The sequence below is a fragment of the Streptococcus gallinaceus genome (assembly GCF_024170225.1).
Lineage (GTDB): Bacteria > Bacillota > Bacilli > Lactobacillales > Streptococcaceae > Streptococcus > Streptococcus gallinaceus.
Genome location: NZ_JALJXU010000001.1, coordinates 440,926 through 458,891, shown reverse-complemented (window position 1 = coordinate 458,891; position 17,966 = coordinate 440,926). Strand labels below are relative to the sequence as shown.

At 39.8% G+C, this 17,966-nt stretch carries 18 protein-coding genes and 1 pseudogene; 2 read left to right on the top strand and 17 right to left on the bottom strand.

What is annotated here, in order from left to right:
• Positions 1-2 precede the first annotated feature (2 nt).
• From clpX to J2T50_RS02275, 9 genes are all read right to left on the bottom strand, one after another.
• Complete coding sequence (gene clpX, locus J2T50_RS02315) at positions 3-1,229, bottom strand: ATP-dependent Clp protease ATP-binding subunit ClpX (protein WP_253363239.1); 1,227 nt, start codon at positions 1,227-1,229, stop codon at positions 3-5.
• A 19-nt stretch (positions 1,230-1,248) separates the two neighbouring features.
• Entirely contained in the window at positions 1,249-1,419 is a 171-nt protein-coding gene (locus J2T50_RS02310) for a hypothetical protein (RefSeq protein ID WP_253363236.1), read from the bottom strand.
• 2 nt (positions 1,420-1,421) lie between these two features.
• Positions 1,422-1,934 carry a dihydrofolate reductase gene (locus J2T50_RS02305; protein ID WP_253363233.1) on the bottom strand — a complete coding sequence of 171 codons (513 nt, stop codon included), beginning with the start codon at positions 1,932-1,934 and terminating at the stop codon, positions 1,422-1,424.
• Between the two features lie 79 nt (positions 1,935-2,013).
• Complete coding sequence (locus tag J2T50_RS02300) at positions 2,014-2,853, bottom strand: thymidylate synthase (RefSeq protein ID WP_253363231.1); 840 nt, start codon at positions 2,851-2,853, stop codon at positions 2,014-2,016.
• A 102-nt stretch (positions 2,854-2,955) separates the two neighbouring features.
• Positions 2,956-3,267, bottom strand: a complete 312-nt coding sequence (locus J2T50_RS02295) for a PTS sugar transporter subunit IIA (RefSeq protein ID WP_253363229.1) — start codon at positions 3,265-3,267, stop codon at positions 2,956-2,958.
• Between the two features lie 9 nt (positions 3,268-3,276).
• Positions 3,277-3,594, bottom strand: coding sequence for a PTS sugar transporter subunit IIB (locus J2T50_RS02290; protein ID WP_253363227.1), 318 nt, complete (start codon positions 3,592-3,594; stop codon positions 3,277-3,279).
• A gap of 10 nt (positions 3,595-3,604) precedes the next feature.
• Positions 3,605-5,299 carry a family 16 glycosylhydrolase gene (locus J2T50_RS02285; protein WP_253363225.1) on the bottom strand — a complete coding sequence of 565 codons (1,695 nt, stop codon included), beginning with the start codon at positions 5,297-5,299 and terminating at the stop codon, positions 3,605-3,607.
• Between the two features lie 10 nt (positions 5,300-5,309).
• Positions 5,310-6,206: a uroporphyrinogen-III synthase gene (locus tag J2T50_RS02280; RefSeq protein ID WP_253363301.1), complete on the bottom strand. Its 897-nt coding sequence runs from the start codon at positions 6,204-6,206 to the stop codon at positions 5,310-5,312.
• A 14-nt stretch (positions 6,207-6,220) separates the two neighbouring features.
• On the bottom strand, positions 6,221-7,486 hold the full coding sequence (locus J2T50_RS02275) for a PTS sugar transporter subunit IIC (RefSeq protein ID WP_253363223.1): 1,266 nt from the start codon (positions 7,484-7,486) through the stop codon (positions 6,221-6,223).
• A gap of 187 nt (positions 7,487-7,673) precedes the next feature.
• Between J2T50_RS02275 and J2T50_RS02270 the strand changes: the two genes are divergently transcribed.
• Positions 7,674-8,861: an ROK family transcriptional regulator gene (locus J2T50_RS02270; RefSeq protein WP_253363221.1), complete on the top strand. Its 1,188-nt coding sequence runs from the start codon at positions 7,674-7,676 to the stop codon at positions 8,859-8,861.
• A 41-nt stretch (positions 8,862-8,902) separates the two neighbouring features.
• Here J2T50_RS02270 and J2T50_RS02265 read toward each other — a convergent pair whose 3' ends face one another.
• From J2T50_RS02265 to J2T50_RS02235, 7 genes are all read right to left on the bottom strand, one after another.
• Positions 8,903-9,862 carry an ROK family glucokinase gene (locus tag J2T50_RS02265; protein ID WP_253363219.1) on the bottom strand — a complete coding sequence of 320 codons (960 nt, stop codon included), beginning with the start codon at positions 9,860-9,862 and terminating at the stop codon, positions 8,903-8,905.
• 96 nt (positions 9,863-9,958) lie between these two features.
• Positions 9,959-10,300 carry a hypothetical protein gene (locus J2T50_RS02260; RefSeq protein ID WP_253363217.1) on the bottom strand — a complete coding sequence of 114 codons (342 nt, stop codon included), beginning with the start codon at positions 10,298-10,300 and terminating at the stop codon, positions 9,959-9,961.
• A 3-nt stretch (positions 10,301-10,303) separates the two neighbouring features.
• Positions 10,304-12,169: an ABC-F family ATP-binding cassette domain-containing protein gene (locus J2T50_RS02255; RefSeq protein ID WP_253363215.1), complete on the bottom strand. Its 1,866-nt coding sequence runs from the start codon at positions 12,167-12,169 to the stop codon at positions 10,304-10,306.
• A complete protein-coding gene (locus tag J2T50_RS02250; protein WP_253363213.1) occupies positions 12,166-13,374 on the bottom strand; it encodes a CCA tRNA nucleotidyltransferase in 1,209 nt (402 codons plus the stop codon). Before J2T50_RS02250 ends, J2T50_RS02255 begins: the two co-directional genes overlap by 4 nt.
• Positions 13,371-14,135, bottom strand: a complete 765-nt coding sequence (gene dapB, locus J2T50_RS02245; protein WP_253363211.1) for a 4-hydroxy-tetrahydrodipicolinate reductase — start codon at positions 14,133-14,135, stop codon at positions 13,371-13,373. Before dapB ends, J2T50_RS02250 begins: the two co-directional genes overlap by 4 nt.
• A 9-nt stretch (positions 14,136-14,144) precedes the next feature.
• Positions 14,145-14,996 (bottom strand): DegV family protein, encoded by an 852-nt coding sequence (locus J2T50_RS02240; RefSeq protein ID WP_253363209.1) that lies wholly within the window; start codon positions 14,994-14,996, stop codon positions 14,145-14,147.
• A gap of 4 nt (positions 14,997-15,000) precedes the next feature.
• Positions 15,001-15,375, bottom strand: coding sequence for a DUF1149 family protein (locus J2T50_RS02235; protein WP_253363207.1), 375 nt, complete (start codon positions 15,373-15,375; stop codon positions 15,001-15,003).
• A gap of 246 nt (positions 15,376-15,621) precedes the next feature.
• On the opposite strand from J2T50_RS02235, the pseudogene J2T50_RS02230 reads away from it, so the two are divergent.
• Positions 15,622-16,751: pseudogene (locus J2T50_RS02230) on the top strand (cation:proton antiporter).
• A gap of 153 nt (positions 16,752-16,904) precedes the next feature.
• Here J2T50_RS02230 and J2T50_RS02225 read toward each other — a convergent pair.
• The gene (locus J2T50_RS02225; protein WP_253363205.1) at positions 16,905-17,915 is read right to left on the bottom strand and encodes a hypothetical protein; all 1,011 of its coding nucleotides are present in this window, start codon (positions 17,913-17,915) and stop codon (positions 16,905-16,907) included.
• Positions 17,916-17,966: the final 51 nt, after the last annotated feature.

The window sequence follows — 17,966 nt, the reverse complement described above, 5'->3', positions numbered from 1 at the left end:
TCCTAGGCTGTTTCTAACAATGGATGTTCCAATCCATCAACGGCTGCTTTTGTGATGGTCACGCGCGTAACCTCTTCTTGACTTGGTATGTCAAACATGACATCCAGCATGGTTTCTTCAATGATCGAACGCAAGCCACGCGCACCTGTTTTGCGTTCAATAGCTTTGTTGGCAATTTCTTGCAAAGCATCTTCTTCAAAAATCAATTCCACATCATCATAAGACATAAGTGTCTGGTACTGTTTGACCAAAGCATTTTTCGGTTCAGTCAAAATACGTACCAAATCATCTGCCGTCAACTGCTCCAAAGCAGCAACAACTGGCAAACGACCGATAAACTCTGGAATCAGACCAAATTTTTGAATATCTTCTGAAATGATTTCCTGCATGTAAGAAGCGTCATCATCAATCTTGCGACTGTTTTGTCCGAAACCGATAACTTTTTCGCCCAAACGTTGCTTAACAATGTCTTCGATACCGTCAAAAGCGCCACCAACGATAAAGAGGATATTCTTGGTGTCAATCTGAATCATCTCTTGGTTTGGATGCTTACGACCGCCTTGTGGTGGAACGCTGGCAACGGTTCCTTCAATGATTTTCAAGAGTGCTTGTTGAACACCTTCACCAGATACGTCACGTGTTACGGATACATTTTCACTTTTCTTAGCAATTTTATCAATCTCATCGACGTAAATAATACCACGTTCTGCTCGTTCAATGTTGTAATCTGCCGCCTGAATCAATTTAAGAAGAATGTTTTCAACATCTTCTCCCACATAACCCGCCTCTGTCAAGGAAGTTGCATCCGCAATGGCAAATGGTACATTGAGCGACTTAGCCAAGGTTTGAGCCAAGAAAGTCTTTCCTGAACCCGTTGGGCCAATCATGAGAATGTTGGATTTCTGCAAATCCACATCGTTTTCATCACGACTATCTTGGAAATTGATACGCTTGTAATGATTGTAAACCGCTACTGCCAAAGCACGTTTTGCACGGTCTTGTCCGATAACATAGTGGTTAAGAATGTTGAGTAATTCTTGTGGTTTTGGTGTGTCAGCAAGGTCTGTCAAGACTTCTTCTGCTAACTCTTCGCGAATGATTTCTTGCGCTAATTCGACACATTCATTACAGATAAAGACATTGTTTCCTGCAATGATTTTCTTCACTTCTTCTTGATTTTTTCCACAAAATGAACAATAAATAAATTCTGGTTGGTTATGTCCCGCCATTATAATCCCCTAAATATTTTTAAAACAATACGCCGTAAAAGGCATGGATGCTATTGACCAAATTGGTCGCAGCGTTGAGCAAAAAAATGATTGCTAAGCCATAGCGTTTTTTCTGAAAAGCTTGAAGTGAGCAAAGTACACAGATACCGCACAACAAAGCTGTAAATAATCCAAATAAACTTTTTTCCATGGCTAGATCACTTTCCTGGCAAAATATTTCACCGTAAAATCACTAGCATTCTTTTCATCTTTTGGCCGGAAAACACTTCCCACTTCTTCGAAGTGTGACCAATCAAAATCACTAGGAAAATAGGTATCTCCCTCATACTCATCATGAATATCTGTCAAGATAATTTCATCAAGATAGGGTTCAAAGGCTCTGAAAACCTGTGCTCCGCCAATCACATACAAATTCTGTTCCTGCTTCTCATACCAGTCTAAAATTTCTTGAACAGAATGCATCACCTTGACATCTTGGTGGTCAACCGAAAAATTCTTATCTCGTGTCAGAATAATTGATATACGGTTTGGAAGAACACGTCCTCCCATCCCATCAAAAGTGACACGACCCATGACCATGACATGACCCATCGTCGTTTCTTTAAAATGCTGTAAGTCAGCCGGCATGCGCCATGGCAAGGTTTGATTTTTTCCAATCACGCCATTGACATCCTGTGCCCAGACTGCTGAAATCTTTTTAGTCATTCTCTCTCTCTTTCTGTCCTTTTCATTCTATCAAAAAATGGCTAAAAAAGCACTTGCCAACCTCGCAAGTGCTCCTATTTCAGATAGCTAAATCAAACTTAAGTTGTGGCTTGACTGGATCATAGTCTACCAACTCAAAATCTTCAGCTTTGATATCAAAGAAATTGGTTCCATCTGGGACATGCAATTCTAAACGTGGCTGACAAGCTATCGGTTGTCTCCGCAAGAGTTCCTCTGCCTGTTCAAATTGATTATCATAAATGTGCAGATTATTGATGAAGTAGAAAAATTTTCCAACTTTCCATCCAAAATGCTTAGCAATCATCATCTGCAAAGCTACGTATTGCATAGCGTTAATGTGATGAGCCACCAGCATATCGTTAGAACGCTGTGTTAGTGTCGCATCCAGATAGATATCTTCATCTACTCGTCGCACATCAAACATGGTCTGAAAGGCACAAGGTAAGAGACCTTCTGTCGCTTCAAAGGCTTCGTAATCCCACAAGGAAATTACATTCCGGCGATTCCAGGGATTTTCTTCTAGCTGCTTAAGAATTTTAGTCATGATATCATGTTTTTTCACCACAGCTCCATAGCGCTCACCAATAGTGCGCGTATCTCCCACTTCCCATTCATTCCAATAATGGACATTGTACTTTTCTTCCAGTAAATCAAGGCTATTAGACTGGTCTTGGTAAATCCACAAAACTTCCTTGATTGCTGATTTAATCGGAATTGGACGAAGAGTGGTAATCGGAAATTCACCTTTGGACAAGTCATACTCGGCAAAGACACCTGTCACATACTTCGAATTGGCTACATTTCCATCTTTATAATGCGGACGAGCATTTTCTGAAAAAACACCTTCCGCCAAGATACGCTCAATATTTTCTTTTAAAATCTTATCTGCTTTTGTCATGATTTTAGTATACCATTCAGAAGAAATTTTGTCCGAAAAAAACATCCCTCCTTGCCAACAAAGAGGAATTGTGAGTTATTTCAAGACAAGGGGTACTGGACGCTATGGCACTCTACTTCTATAGAGCTCAATAATCTCAGTCGCCAAGTCAACAAATGTAATACTCGTCATTAGATGATCTTGGGCATGTACCATCAGCAAAGATAAAGTAGTTGTTTCCCCACGGGCTTCATTGGTCAATAACTCTGTTTGTGAATGATGGGCTTGAATGAGGCTATCTTTTGCTTCTTTGAGTTTTCGATCAGCCTCCTCCCATTCTCCTTTTTTAGCAAATTGGATTGCTTCCATAGCAGAACTTTTAGCATCACCACCATACATGATTAAAGGCATAATCACTTCCAATTGTTGATCCATGATTCCTCCTTATTTCATTAGACTTTCAGCTAGCTCTAGCACTTTTTCTCCATTCATCATCCCGTAGTCAACCATCGGAATCACTTCTACTGGTACTTCTTGAGCGCTGAGCTTTTCCTGAAATTCATTAAGCATAAATCGGACTTGTGGTCCTAATAATAATACATCTATTTTCTTTTGAGCAAATATTGCATCCGCCTCCATTGCTGAAACAGCAAATATATCTGCTTCTATTCCTTTTTCCCATGCAGCTTTTTCCATTTTAGTCACTAATAAGCTAGTGCTCATTCCTGCAGCACAAATTAACATGATAGTTTTCATGACCATCGTCCACTCCTCACTCTACAACTGTTAAAGTTACAGTCTTTCTTGCAATCCTACTTCCAAAATCAATTACATTTGGAAAAGCACTATAGTGAATATTGTACTTACCTGGCGGTAATGTAGCAATTTTTTCCTTTTCCTGCTTTCCTGATACCATCAATCGAACATTTGTATTCCCACCTGTATTTTTAAATTGAAATTCATCATCAATTGAATAATCTACCATATATGAATTATCATTCGTTGATATCTTAGCTAATAAATCTGGAGTGTCTCCCTTGTTAATTGTTATATCTGTAGCACCATTTATCTGTGGTGCCTTATCATAATATTCTTTTGCTTGAATTTCTTGCTCTTCATTCCTAGAATATGAAATATAATCAATAACAAACTCTGTACCTGACAAATTATTTGCAACAGGTCCAGGCCAAGCACCTCCCATAGCCAAGTTCAATTGAGCGTACTGAGGTTTATTAAATATTGCCGAAGCCAAAGGATCATTTGAGTAATCTACCGTACGTACCACTTTACCATCTACTAACCATACCATTCGGTCTTTATACCAATCTAATGCAAAAATATGGTAGTCATCATTGAAACTTCCAGAAGATAATGTATATGCCTTACCATTACCCGCAAATTTACCATTATCATTTTGCTCTGCACCGTAATGCAGCGTCTGATATACAGTGCGATTGGCATATGAACCTGATTGTGCATCCCCCACCAACTCCATGATATCTATCTCTCCTGTTGAGGGCCAACCGTGTCCCTGATTATCATTAATTTTGCCATCTAGTACAAAATCTGCTCCAAGCATCCAAAATGCTGGAAATACTCCTTTGCCTTGCGGCAGTTTTGCTTTAATTTCTAGCTTTCCGTATAGAAATTCTTGTTTTCCATGTGTCCTTACACTGCCGGAATTATAGATCACTTTCGATTGAATATTTCTGGGATTAGGGTATATGTCTTCTTGTGGTCTATCGGTAACCCTAAGCACTAACTCTCCATTACGAAGAAAAACATTTTGTAAATCAGAAACATAATGTTGCTGTTCTATCCCCCTAATTGACCCCAGTTCATAACCCCAACTATCTCTATTTAATACTTCACCTTCAAAATCATCTCGCCATTTTTCATAGTAAGTAGTTTCTTCTTTCGTCATAACAACCTGGTCTATAAAAATACTAGATACTTTAATAGTTGCCTCATCTGACCATTTCACTAATTGAATCAATACCTTGTGATGGTTTCCTGAATTAAAAGTATAGCTATACTTAGTCCATTGAGTGGATTGAATGGGTTGGTCTACTGTGTCCCCGTCTTTACCTAAAACAATATCCCCCTGCTTACCATTATCAAACCAACGTGCAGTAAAATAACCAACTGCTCCATTTTTATCCGTTTTGCCATATGCAGTTACCGTATACGTTGTATTCGGCTCCACCGAAACAACTTGCCCAATATACCCATTGGCTTTTCCATTCGAAATAGCATTAGGAGTTAAAACCCCAGAATGACTTCCTCCTAAATAACTTTCTATTGAACTTATCTCCCCTTTATTCCGAGAGTTCCATCCTACTTCACCTTGTTCAAAATCCCCATTGACAATAAGATTTGTAGAAGCACTAACATCTAGTCCCGTTACTAAAGCCAATGCAGTAACTACTATACTCAATATTAACACCTTCTTTTTATTGCTCACCATAAGCTCCCCCTCATCTATTTACAGAACGAGCCATTCTAGAAATAGTATGGCGGAGTCCGCGAATAGCTTGACTCAAGGCAAAAATATTTTCTACTGGCGCCAAACCTCCAAATCCAGCATCTCCAATATGTTGAATATCAACACCACATATCTTGTTCCGTAAAGCAATCTGTTTCACAACTTCTTGATCGGAACTTTCTTGACTTGTCCCAATGGCGCTCATAACAAGCCCATCTTCTTGGTGGACAGCTTTTACGACCTCAATCAGTTCTTGATCGGTGAAACCAGGTACAGTCCCAACAGCAGGTACTAAAATGACATCTGCTCCTGCCTGTAAGAATTCCTTAGCTGTTTCCAAGTCCGCTACAGGCTCATTAACACCTGCTCCATGCATTTTACCTGCAATAATTAGACCTGAAAAATGTGTCTTAGCTAAGTGAATAGCTTCTTTAATTTGTCGGTTACTAACACCGGTACCAGGATTACCAGTCAAGCACACAAAGTCAAAGCCGAGTTCCTCAATTTTCTGAAAAGTTTCGATTCTCGCTTGCCGTCCAATCGGTAATTCTTCAACACTTTCTAATAATTGCGCTTCCGAATCAACCGGCTCCAAATTCACACCAATAGGAGCTCCTACTAAATTCTTCAGTTCTGTTATGATGTGGTCTGCCGGACACTCTAGTCCACTGATTACTGGATTTAAAACATCAACTCCATTTAACAAAATAAGATCTGCTCCAAATGATTTTGCCAGCTCTGAACTGGTAATATCACCGATAAAGCATTCTCTTCCTGCAACATTTTCAGACAGGACTGTACGTCCTTCACTAGCTTTAATACTCTGTTTTAACTCTGTTGCTGTAAAATTGGTAATTTCTGAACTATTTGTACTAATTAATCTTTTCATCTGATTGCACCACACTATCCTTCCTCGTTCTTTTTAAATCCTTTTTCGATACTCATGATAAATGGCAGATACAGCAAAACATCAATAATAATGAGCAATACCTGTAAGATAGCCCCTTTAATACTTCCTGTTGCCAATAGACCACTAATCACTGGTGGCATAGTCCAACCTGGATCTGTATATGTCAATGGAACTAATCCACTTGCCATAGCTCCCCATGCAATATAAAGATTGATAATTGGTGCTAGAACAAACGGAATAAGCAATAATACATTCAAAACAATTGGTACACCAAACATTGTAGGTTCATTAATATTAAACAGACCTGGCAAAAATGTAACTGGAGAAAGTGTCTTCATCTGTTTACTTGCATTTTTCTTTCTTGCAAGGTAGAACATAGCAATTACTAAACCAATTGTAGCTCCTCCACCGCCGATAAATACAAAATTATCAACAAATACACTTGTAAAGATATTTGGCAATGCTTCTCCTGCCTGATAAGCTGTACGGTTAGCATCTAGGTTGGCTAATAAAACTGGTTTTATGACGCTATTTACAATATTTCCTCCATGTAAACCGGCAAACCAGAAGAGACTATTCAGCACCACAATAACAGACAAACCTAAAACATTGCTACCGAGTAAACCGAGTGGTCCTCCCAATACAACTTGCGCAATGTCATGAACATTTGGTAAACCACATTTGTCAAGGAATCCAAATAGAATCAACCAACTAGTAATAATGACCGCACCTGGAATAAGAGCACTAAAACTCTTAGAAACAGCAGGTGGCACACCGTCTGGCATTCTGATTCGGATATCTTTATTTAAAAACCATTGATAAATATACCCATTTAATAATCCTAAAATAATTGCTATAAAAAGTCCCTTCGAAGCCATGTAAGATGTTGGAATCCCACTGCCTGCTTCACCAGTGATAAAAGGAGTCACTGTGATAAATGCTGATAAGGAAACAATACCTGCGGGAATTCCATCTTGCTTATACTGTTTCACTAATGTATAGGTAGTTGCAAAACTAGAGACAAGCCCTACTAGACCAAAGCTACTATCTACTCCTTTCCACAAATAGCCAGCAACTCCAATATCTCCAAGCCATTTTTCCCATCCAGGGATAGGGAAACTCGCAATAATCATAAAGAGAGAGCCAATAATGATAAGCGGCATCGAGTAAGTAATTCCATCTCGAATCGCAATCATAAACTTATTATTCCCTAAACGCATAGCGACAGGCAACAACTTCTTTTGTAATAGATCGTTCATGTCCATTCTCCCAGCTTCCAAAAGGAAGCGTTTTCTTTTTATTTAATTACATTTTATAACTAAATAAAAGCCATGTCAAGTGTTTTTTTATTTTTTGTTATCAATTACCACGGTAAACAGATATTAGATAATTAATTGATTATTTTTTAAAAATATCTTATACTGTTTAAAAGGAGCTAAACAGAATATGAAAACTTCTAAAATCCAACATAGACTCCGCTCTAGCGTATTAGAGCAGATCTATATTTCCGGAGAAATCTCACGCACTGATATTGCTACTGCTACAGGCATAACCCCTGCTACCACTACTAGTATTACTGCTGATCTTATTCAACAAGGAATCGTCGAAGAAATTGGAGAAAGCACACAAGTAAAGCCCAAGGTTGGACGAAAGAAAAAATTACTCAGTATACGAGAAGCCCATTCTTATTATATCGGGAGCGAAATTTCAGAACGAGAATTTACCTATACACTTGCAGATAATTTAGGAAATATTATGTATCAAAAAGAATATACTTTATTAATCTCTGAAATTTCTGAGAACGGTCATCAATTATATATTCAATACCTTTCAGATTTTATGTCTTTTTGTGACCGACCCATTACAGCAATTGGGATATGCCTACCTGGCCGCTACTTTAATGAAGGAAAAGTACATACAAATAATCCTCTTTGGAAAAACTTTAATCTTGATATTATTAAAAACAGTCTATCAATCCCAGTATTCTTCTCAAATAATGTAAATGCGATGTCTTTGGCTAAACGTCTCTTTTCTAAAGGAGAGAATAAGGATAACTTTATTTATTTTCACTTTAGAAGGGGAATGCATTTATCTTATATGTATGAAGGTCGAATTTATGGCCGAACCAATCCCAATGTAGGTGAAGTTGGACATACAATTGTCCAGGCAGATGGGGAAATTTGCGAATGTGGCAAGCGGGGCTGTTTGCAAACCTATGCAAGCGAAAGCTGGCTTATCAAAAAAGCAACTTTACTAGCTGAAAGCAATGTTAGTACCTTTTTAAAAAATATCTTAGATGGCCAAACAGAGCTCACCTTAAATCACCTCTTTTTAGCTTATGATTATGGAGATGGGGAAATTATCAATTTATTTCACCAAGCTATCAAATATATCGTCCAGGTCTTACTCAATCTTGGAAATCTAATTGATGCAAATAAAATTTTTATTCATAGTCCATTATTTAATCATAAAACTTTAGAAATAGAGTTGCATCGACTGTTAAACGAATTCAGTAGCAATTTAATCGGCAGTCCACAGATAATTCTAGTTGAGCCGTATGATGATTTTCGTGGTTCTTTAGGCGGCGTCGCCTTAGCCCTTTATAAAACAACACTTGAATTTGAACGACAATAAAAAATACTTCTGATAAATAATCAGAAGTATTTTTTATTTTATTATTTCAAGACAAGGGATGCTGCGCCGATCACTCCTGCATCATTACCAAGGTTTGCTAATGATAATTTGGTTGATGTGCGGATTTGTGGGAAAGTATTCGCATCGTATGTTTCTTGTAGACCTTTGAGGAGGAAGTCGCCTGCAGCAGATACACCGCCACCGATAACGATATAGGCTGGGTTCAAGACGCTGGCAATATTTGCACAAGCAATTCCCAAATAACGAGAGAAATTCTTATAGACGATAAGAGCCAAATCGTCTCCTTCTTTGGCCAAGTCAAAGACGTCTTTTGCAGTTACTTCTTGACCGTCGTCAATCATTTTCTTGAGTTGTGCTTGACCTGCATATTCTTCTGCGTAGCGACGAGTCAAATTAACGATACCCGTAGCTGATGCGACAGTTTCCAAACAACCTTTTTTACCACAAGTACAAGCAATCGGCGCATCAAAATCAACCGTGATGTGGCCAAGCTCACCTGCCGCACCTGCAACACCATGTAAGAGGCGTCCATCTGCAACAACGCCGCCACCGACACCTGTTCCAAGAGTCATGAAGACAACGTTTGGATTATTCTCACCAGCACCAACCCACTGTTCCCCAAGGGCTGCAACATTGGCATCATTATCAATGAAGAATGGAATTTCAAGCGCTGACTCAATTTGTTCTTTAACAGGTTGCAGTTCTTTCCAATCAAGATTATAGGCACCAATAACGGTTCCTGCTTGGCTGTCCACTACACCGGGTGAACCCATTCCAATTCCGACAAAGTCATCTTTTGTTAAACCGTGTGTAGACAATTTGTGCTGAATACTTTCAATAATATCCGGCACAATGTGACTACCTTCATCCAAGACATTCGTCTTAATAGACCATTTTTCCTGAATTTCACCTTCTTGCGTTAAAATTGCAAATTTAATCGATGTACCACCTAAGTCGATACCGATAATTTTTTTAGACATACTTATCTCCTACTTTCATGATTAATTCTATTATATCATAATGAAAAGGTTTGCAAAACCCTTTTCATTAATTGTAACTCTTTCGCTTTAATTTGTTTACCGGAAAATATACAAACAAGCAAGCAGCTGCAAATGAATGATTAAGCGTAAAAAACTCAAGCCAAACATGACACTAAATTTATTACCCTCACCAACTAAACTGTTGTAGAGAAACAGGCTGGAAATACTGGTAAATCCAATAGCAAAGCCCAGCATCTGAATAGGCTGATAGGCCTGCACATAGGAAAAGAGACTTCCTGCAACTAATACGGTTGCCACAAGCGTCAGACCCAAACGTAGACCGTTCATTTTTTTACTTTTAAAATAACTATAAAAAGCCGAACCTAAAACGACCAAAATATAGAGCAGGACATAAGCAATCATCATCTTATGCATCATGTCTTAGCTCTCCAATTCACTCAAATACTCGTAGCGCTCATACTTTTCAAGCAAGAGGTCATTTTTCTCATCTAATTCCTTTTGCAAATCAGACAACTTTGTAAAATCACTGCCACATGTCAGCATTTCTTCTTCAATTTCAGCGATGCGGTCTTCTAAAGTGCTGATTTCCCCCTCTATACTGCCCCACTCTTGCTTTTCAAAATAGGTCATCCGTTTTTTCTCTTCACGGACGCGCTCGACTTTTTCTTTTTTCTCTTGGGAAATGGCTGCACTAGAAGCTAAAAAGGCTTTTTCATCCAAATAATCCGTATAGTTTCCGAAGAATTCACGGACCTTGCCTTCTTCAAAAGCCAAAATTTTGTTGGCAACCTTATCTAGGAAGTATCGGTCGTGACTGACTGTAATCACAGGCCCTGCAAAGTTTTGCAAGAAATTTTCAAAGACGGTCAGCGTCGCGATGTCCAAATCATTTGTCGGCTCATCTAAGAGCAAGACATTTGGGCGTTCCAACAAGATTTTCAAGAGATAGAGGCGTTTCTTTTCTCCACCAGATAACTTTTCAATCAAGGTTCCATGCATGTTGCGCGGAAAGAGAAATTGCTCCAGCAAGTCTGCAATGGAAACCATGCCAGACGTCGTGTGCGCTTCTTCGGCCACTTCCTGTAAATAATTGATGACGCGCTTGCTTTCATCCAAACCTTTGATTTGCTGAGAAAAATAGCCAATCCGAATCGTTTCTCCGATACTGAGCTTACCAGCACTTGGTTCCAAGTCGCCTGCAATCAAGTTCAGCAAGGTAGATTTGCCCATACCGTTGTCGCCGACAATCCCAATACGGTCCTTATTTTGCACCAAGAGGTTAAAGTGATGCAGGATAGTTTTGTTTGGAAATGAAAAGTCAACATCTTCAAACTCAATCACTTTTTTCCCGATACGACTGGTTTCAAAATTGATTTCCAACTCACTATCGTCTACCGTGTGCGCCAAATCCCCCTTCAAATCATGAAAACGATTGATACGCGCCTGTTGCTTGGTAGCGCGTGCTTGTGGCTGACGGCGCATCCAGCTTAATTCTTGCTTATAAAGTTGTTCTTTTTTATGACGCAAGGCCGCATCGCGCTCATCTTGCTCGGCCTTTAATCGAACATAATCCTGATAATTCCCTTGGTATTCAACCAAACCAGCTCGGTCTAATTCAAAAATGCGTGTCGCTAGATTGTCCAAAAAATAACGATCGTGGGTAATGAAAAGAACAGTTTTTTTAGAGGATTTGAGATAGGTTTGCAACCATTCGATGGTATCAATGTCCAGATGGTTGGTCGGCTCATCAAGAAGTAGCAAGTCATCATTTCCTAACAAGGTCTGCGCTAATTGTACCCGACGACGAAGCCCGCCCGATAAGTCGACCACCTTCTGAGTCACATCATTCAAGCCTAATTTAGACAAGACTGTTTTGACTTGACTTTCAACTTCCCAAGCATTGAGAGCATCCATTTCCGCCATGACTTTTTCCAATCGAGCCTGATTGGCTTCATCGTAGTCAGAAAGCAGGCTTTCGTATTCCCGAATAACTTGAATTTCTCGTAAATCCGATGAAAGAACGGTGTCCAAAATCGTTTTTGAGTCATCAAAATCTGGTTCCTGTGTCAAATAGGCAATCTTGTAATCATTTTTAGACTTGAATGGTAAAGTATCCCCGTCAAAGCCTAATTTCCCAGAAATGACATCCAACAAGGTCGTCTTTCCTGTCCCATTGACCCCAACAATCCCAATCCGATCCAAGTCATGAATAATAAATGAAATATCCGAAAAAACAGTCTTATCGCCAACTGATTTACTCAATTTTTCAACAATAAAATCGCTCATACTCTTCCTTTCTCTTTAACAAAATCAAGAATCGCTTCTTGTTCATTTTCCAAGTGCCCATCTACAATGGCAAACTCAATTTCCTGCAAGATCCGTCCCAAATCTGGTCCTGGTTTCAAGCCAAATTCTTGGATCAAATTACCACCATTGACCACAATTTCGTGCTTATCGTGAATGGTCAGACTCTGGTCTAACTGCTCTATCAAGGCAAAATCAACTGCCAACCCTTGTAATTGGCGCAGTTCTTCTACCAAAGTAAGCTGATATTTTCCATATTTGTAACAAGCTTGCTTATCGTATGCCCCTTCTAATCGCAACTGCCATAGCTCCACTAGCTGACAGACTGATTTCATAAAATCATTGGATGTCTTCCACTTGCGACAAAACTTCTTAGGATCCTTGACTTCCAGTGCAATCAATAACATCGCCCAAGCCTGCTCTGAGCTAGTAAACTGAGCATCTTCTGACAAACCTTCAATCATATTTTGCAAATGAGGAGCCTGATTGGCGAGGCAAGGCAAATACTGATAAGCCTCTGTATCAATCAAAGCCTGCAAACCTTTGCGCCAAAAATGTGCCAGTAACAGCTTATCAAATTCAATGAAAATCCGCTCGACAGAAATTTTTTCCAACAGGGGAGCTGTTTCCCGCATGGCCTGAAAAGTCGCAGGTTCAATTTCAAAATCAAGTACCGCTGCAAAACGGAACCCCCGCATGATGCGTAAGGCGTCCTCACCAAATCGCTCGCTTGGCACTCCAACGGCCCGCAGGATTTTCCCATCCAAGTCCGCTAAACCTTCAAAGAGGTCAATAACTTGAGCTTTCTCGTCCAGTGCAAAAGCGTTGACCGTGAAATCACGGCGCTTGAGGTCTTCTTCAAGAGAGCGCACAAAAGAAACCTGACTGGGACGACGAAAATCCACATAGACATCCTCCGTCCGGAAAGTGGTCACTTCGTATTCATGCGCACCTTCAAGGACCAAAACTGTCCCGTGCTCAATTCCCACATCCACTGTACGACGAAAAATCTGCTTGGTTTCCTGCGGATAAGAACTCGTTGCAATGTCCACATCATGAATGTGACGGCCCAAAATAGCATCTCGCACTGAACCGCCTACAAAATAGGCATCGTAGCCAGCAGCTTTAATTTTCTCTAAAATCGGCAAAGCCTCCTGAAATTCAGAAGGCAAATTGTTTAATTTCATAATAAATGTTCCAAACCATACACGAGTTGCTCGCGTTTCACTACTTCTTTGATTCCTAAATTGACACCGCTCATGAAAGAAACACGGTCATAGGAGTCATGACGAATGGTCACTCCCTCTCCCTGCGCTCCAAAAATGACTTCCTGGTGGGCAACTAGGCCCGGCAAACGAACAGAATGAATACGGAAGCCATCAAATTCTGCCCCACGTGCTCCTGCAATCAATTCTTCCTCATCTGCAGCTCCTTGTATTTGTGAAGCACGTACTTTCGAAATCAATTCAGCGGTCTTGATGGCTGTACCGCTTGGTGCATCTTTCTTCTTATCATGGTGCAATTCGATAATTTCCAAATTCGGGAAATATTTAGCTGCTTTTGCAGCGAATTCCATGAGCAAAATGGCACCGATTGCGAAGTTGGGAGCAATCAATCCTCCCAATTTTTTCTGAGCAGACAAGGCAACTAATTCATCGATTTCTTCTGGTGTAAAGCCTGTTGTTCCGACAACAGGTGCCCAACCATTTTCCAAAGCAAATCGGGTATTTTCATAGGCAAACTTTGGTGTGGTAAAATCCACCCAGACATCTGCTTCAAACCCTACCATGTCTTCTTTGGCTGTAAAAACAGGTACACCATCTATTTCTTTTTCTGTAGCAAAAGGGTCAACCAGAGCTGATAAGATCAAATCTGCATCTTCTTGTACCATTTGCATGGCTGTTGAGCCCATTTTACCTTTAAAACCTGCAATAATGACCTTAATCATGTCTGTCTCCTACTCTATAACGGGTGTGATACCAAATCCAACTGCGCCAGCCCCGAGATGGGTTCCAATAACAGAGCCAAAGGTTACAATTCGAATACTTGATTGTACACCTTGCTCCAGCAGCATACGCTTGAAATCCTCTGCTTTTTCCAAGGCGTTAGCATGGATAATGGCAATTTCGTATTCTCCATCAGAAGTTTTTTCTGCAAGAATTTCTAACAAGCGCTTCACAGCTTTCTTCTCTGTACGCACTTTTTCGTATACGGCAATTTTTCCCTCATCATCAAAATAAAGAATTGGCTTGATGCTGAGAAGATTTCCCAAAAGCGCAGCGCCATTTGATAGACGACCACCTTTGAACAAATGATTCAAGTCGTCCACCATGATAAATCCTGAAGTGCGGTTGATTTGCTGCTCCAATTTTTCCAAAATCTCTTCAAAACTAGAACCAGCTTCTGCCCATTTTTCTACACTTTCAGCCATGTAACCTTGCGGTGCTGAGGTAATTTTGGTATCTGGAAATGCGATGGTTAATCCTTCAAATTCATCCATCAAGAATTGAATATTTTGATGGAAACCAGAAATTCCCGCCGCTAAAAAGAGACCGACCACATGTGTGTAGCCATCTTTTTTCAATTGGCTGAGAATCTCTGCCAAGCTAGCTAAACTAGGCTGACTTGTTTTGGGCAATTCATCCGTCGCAGCCATTTTTTCGTAAAATTCTTGAGCTGTTAAATTGACTCCCTCAACATAATCCACTCCATCAATGGATACAGGGATGTCTAGTACAAATACATTTTCTCTCTCGGCAAATCTAGGAGTCAAGACCGCTGAGGAATCTGTAATGATTGCAATTTTCATTTTATTAAAACTCCAAATTGATGCCCGGTTGGTCCAAAGCAATCTCTGTTACTTCATAGGTCATTCGTTTCAAGATATCTAACAAAGGCAGGGCCAAACTACGACGCTCTTCTTCTGAAAATTCGCTTGGTTCATTAACAATTCGGTCCAAAATAGTCACACCTTGTGTCATGGTACCTGAAATAACAAAATCTTCCAAAACAATCATGAATTGCAAAATAGTGATGATACGTGTGACATTTTCTTCTGTACCTTTTTCAATCAGTTTAAAATCAACTTTTAATTGAGTTTTAGGTTCACCATTTTCAGCTTCCCAAGCTTGATTGCGAAGATCAAAATGATACTGGTTTACTAATGGTTTTTGACGTGTAACTTCCACAAGATTTCTCCTTCAAAACAATATTACCTAATTATAACATAAAAAACACAAAAGCCTCGCTATTTGACAGCTTTTTCCTCCAACTTCTACTTTCTGAAAAAAGTGTCCAATTTGCACTTTCTTCTTTTCGATTCCATTTCCAATCCTCACTTCTTTCCAGAACCCGAAGAATGAGCACCATTTTCGCATTCATTTTTGAAAAAAGGTATCATATCGGTTGATTATGACTCATTTTTAGGAGAAACTATGCATATTTTACTTGAAATTTCATTTATTTTATTAGCCAGTGTCATCGCTACTGTCTTATCAAAAAAAGCCGGAATTCCAGCTATTGTCTGCCAATTATTCGTAGGAATCATCCTCGGACCCGCCTTGCTCAATGTGGTGCATGAGGGGGAAGTCATTCACTTCTTATCGGAAGTCGGTGTGATTCTACTCATGTTCATAGCAGGACTCGAAGCTCATTTCGACCTACTAAAAAATACCTCAAGCCTAGCCTACTCGTAGCCGTGACAGGTGTACTAGTCCCCTTAGCAGCATTTTGGGGATTGACACGCGCCTGGGGCTATGAAGTCAATACAGCCGTCTTTTACGGACTTGTCTTTGCAGCCACTAGTATCTCCATCACTGTGGAAGTTCTGTCAGAATACAATCGTATGAAAACAAAAACAGGAGCTATTATCATTGGTGCAGCAGTTGTCGATGATATATTGGCTGTCATTTTACTCAGTGTATTTGTCGGCAGTACGGGAGCCTCTGTCAACCTACTTAGCCAATCACTCATACAAATCGCATTTTTCATTTTCCTATTTATTTGTATGAAATTTTTGATTCCTCTTCTCTTTCGTTGGTCTAAACAACTGGACTTTCTGGAAAAAGAAACTCTGCTTGCGCTACTAATCTGCTTCTCCCTCTCCTTACTTGCTGACGCTGTAGGAATAAGTGCCATTATTGGAGAATTTTTCGCCGGTTTAGCAATCGGTCTGACCAGCTATCTCAAAAAAGTCGAGACACATATTGCAACCTTGAGCTACACACTCTTTATCCCAATCTTTTTCACTTCTATCGCCCTACCGTTTCACCTAGATGGCATGCTGAGTCACACTGCAACCATCCTCCTCTTGACTGCAATGGCTGTTCTCACAAAATTATTGCCGGGTTACTTGGTCGGACGTGGCTATCAATTTGGAAAATTAGACTCCTTGACTATCGGAGGCGGTATGGTCAGCCGAGGAGAAATGACCTTGATTATCGTTCAAATCGGTCTGACGGAAAAAATCATCAGCGCCACTACTTATTCTGAACTAGTCATCGTTGTCATCCTATCTACCTCCATTGCTCCCTTTATCCTTAAATACTCTTTCCGAGAAAGCTAGATTTAGACATACTCCTGTTCTTTACAGGAGTATTTTTTTGTTAAAATGAAAAACCTCCCATTTTAGGAGGGCCTGTTTCAATTCGTAGACTGTTCTTTATCTGTTGGGAACTATTTTTTTGCGCATAGTTCTCACAGGACCTACCTTTGAGGCTTATTTTTCAGAAGTGAGTCCTTTATCATTTCCTTTAGGACCATATGGTGTTGTACTATAGCTCTCATCGATTGGATTTGTCTGAGAGTAATATTCGTAGGAAATGGCATCTCCACTGTAGCGGTCAACATAAACATTATAGTGGTCTTCGTCCATCATATCCACTTTGGTCACACGAAGGTGTTCGCCTGTCTTATCTTGAAGTTTCCCTTGCATATACAAGGCTTTGGCAATCGACTCCATTGATACCAACTTATCTGATGTGATTGGGAAAGACTTGATTTTAGTGTTATTTTTGCCGTTACCATACATGGTCACATTGATTGTACGCTCTTGACGTTTTTCAGGTCTTTCTGCTTCTACAGTGTAAGTGAATGGATTTTCATTAATGCCATATTCGAATAATTTATTCTCGCTTTCAATACCGTTTTTCACAACTGTTGTCTGCAATTTGTGTTCTACAGAAACTACGTCAGAAGCCTTCAATTTCACAGACTTAACTTGATCACGTGGTGTTTTTGTATAGTAAACTTCTTCATTAAGAGCAAATTTCAATGAGCCAATTTCGGTGTACTCAGGTAATTGAACCCCAGCATCTGTAATTGGAATCTCATAACGAATCAATTTCCCAACTTTATTTCTACCTTCTAGGCTGATTTTTGGCTCAGGATTTTTGAATTTCGAAAAGTGGTATTCGTACTGGCAATCTGGCATCCCACTGACTGAGTTATTAAGGTTGAGATTGATGTACTCGGTAATCTTCTGCATACTGACCGTATCACCAGCTTTTAATTTCAATTGCATGTGGTAGCCAATACGCTTTTCAGCACGGTTAAGAGCGTTTGTACCCTTGACACTAAAGATAATCTGCGGGCCTTCGTATTCATAGTAGTCAACACGACTACCTGAACCAATGGCATGAACTGTTTCTTGTGACATAGTTGTAGCAGCAAGTAAGCTACCTGCCAAAGTAAGAGTTACCAGTGAGTTGCGTAATAGAGTGCGCTTCATAAAATTTCCTTTCATAGGTATAATCGCTTCGCTGGACGATTATGTTTTTTT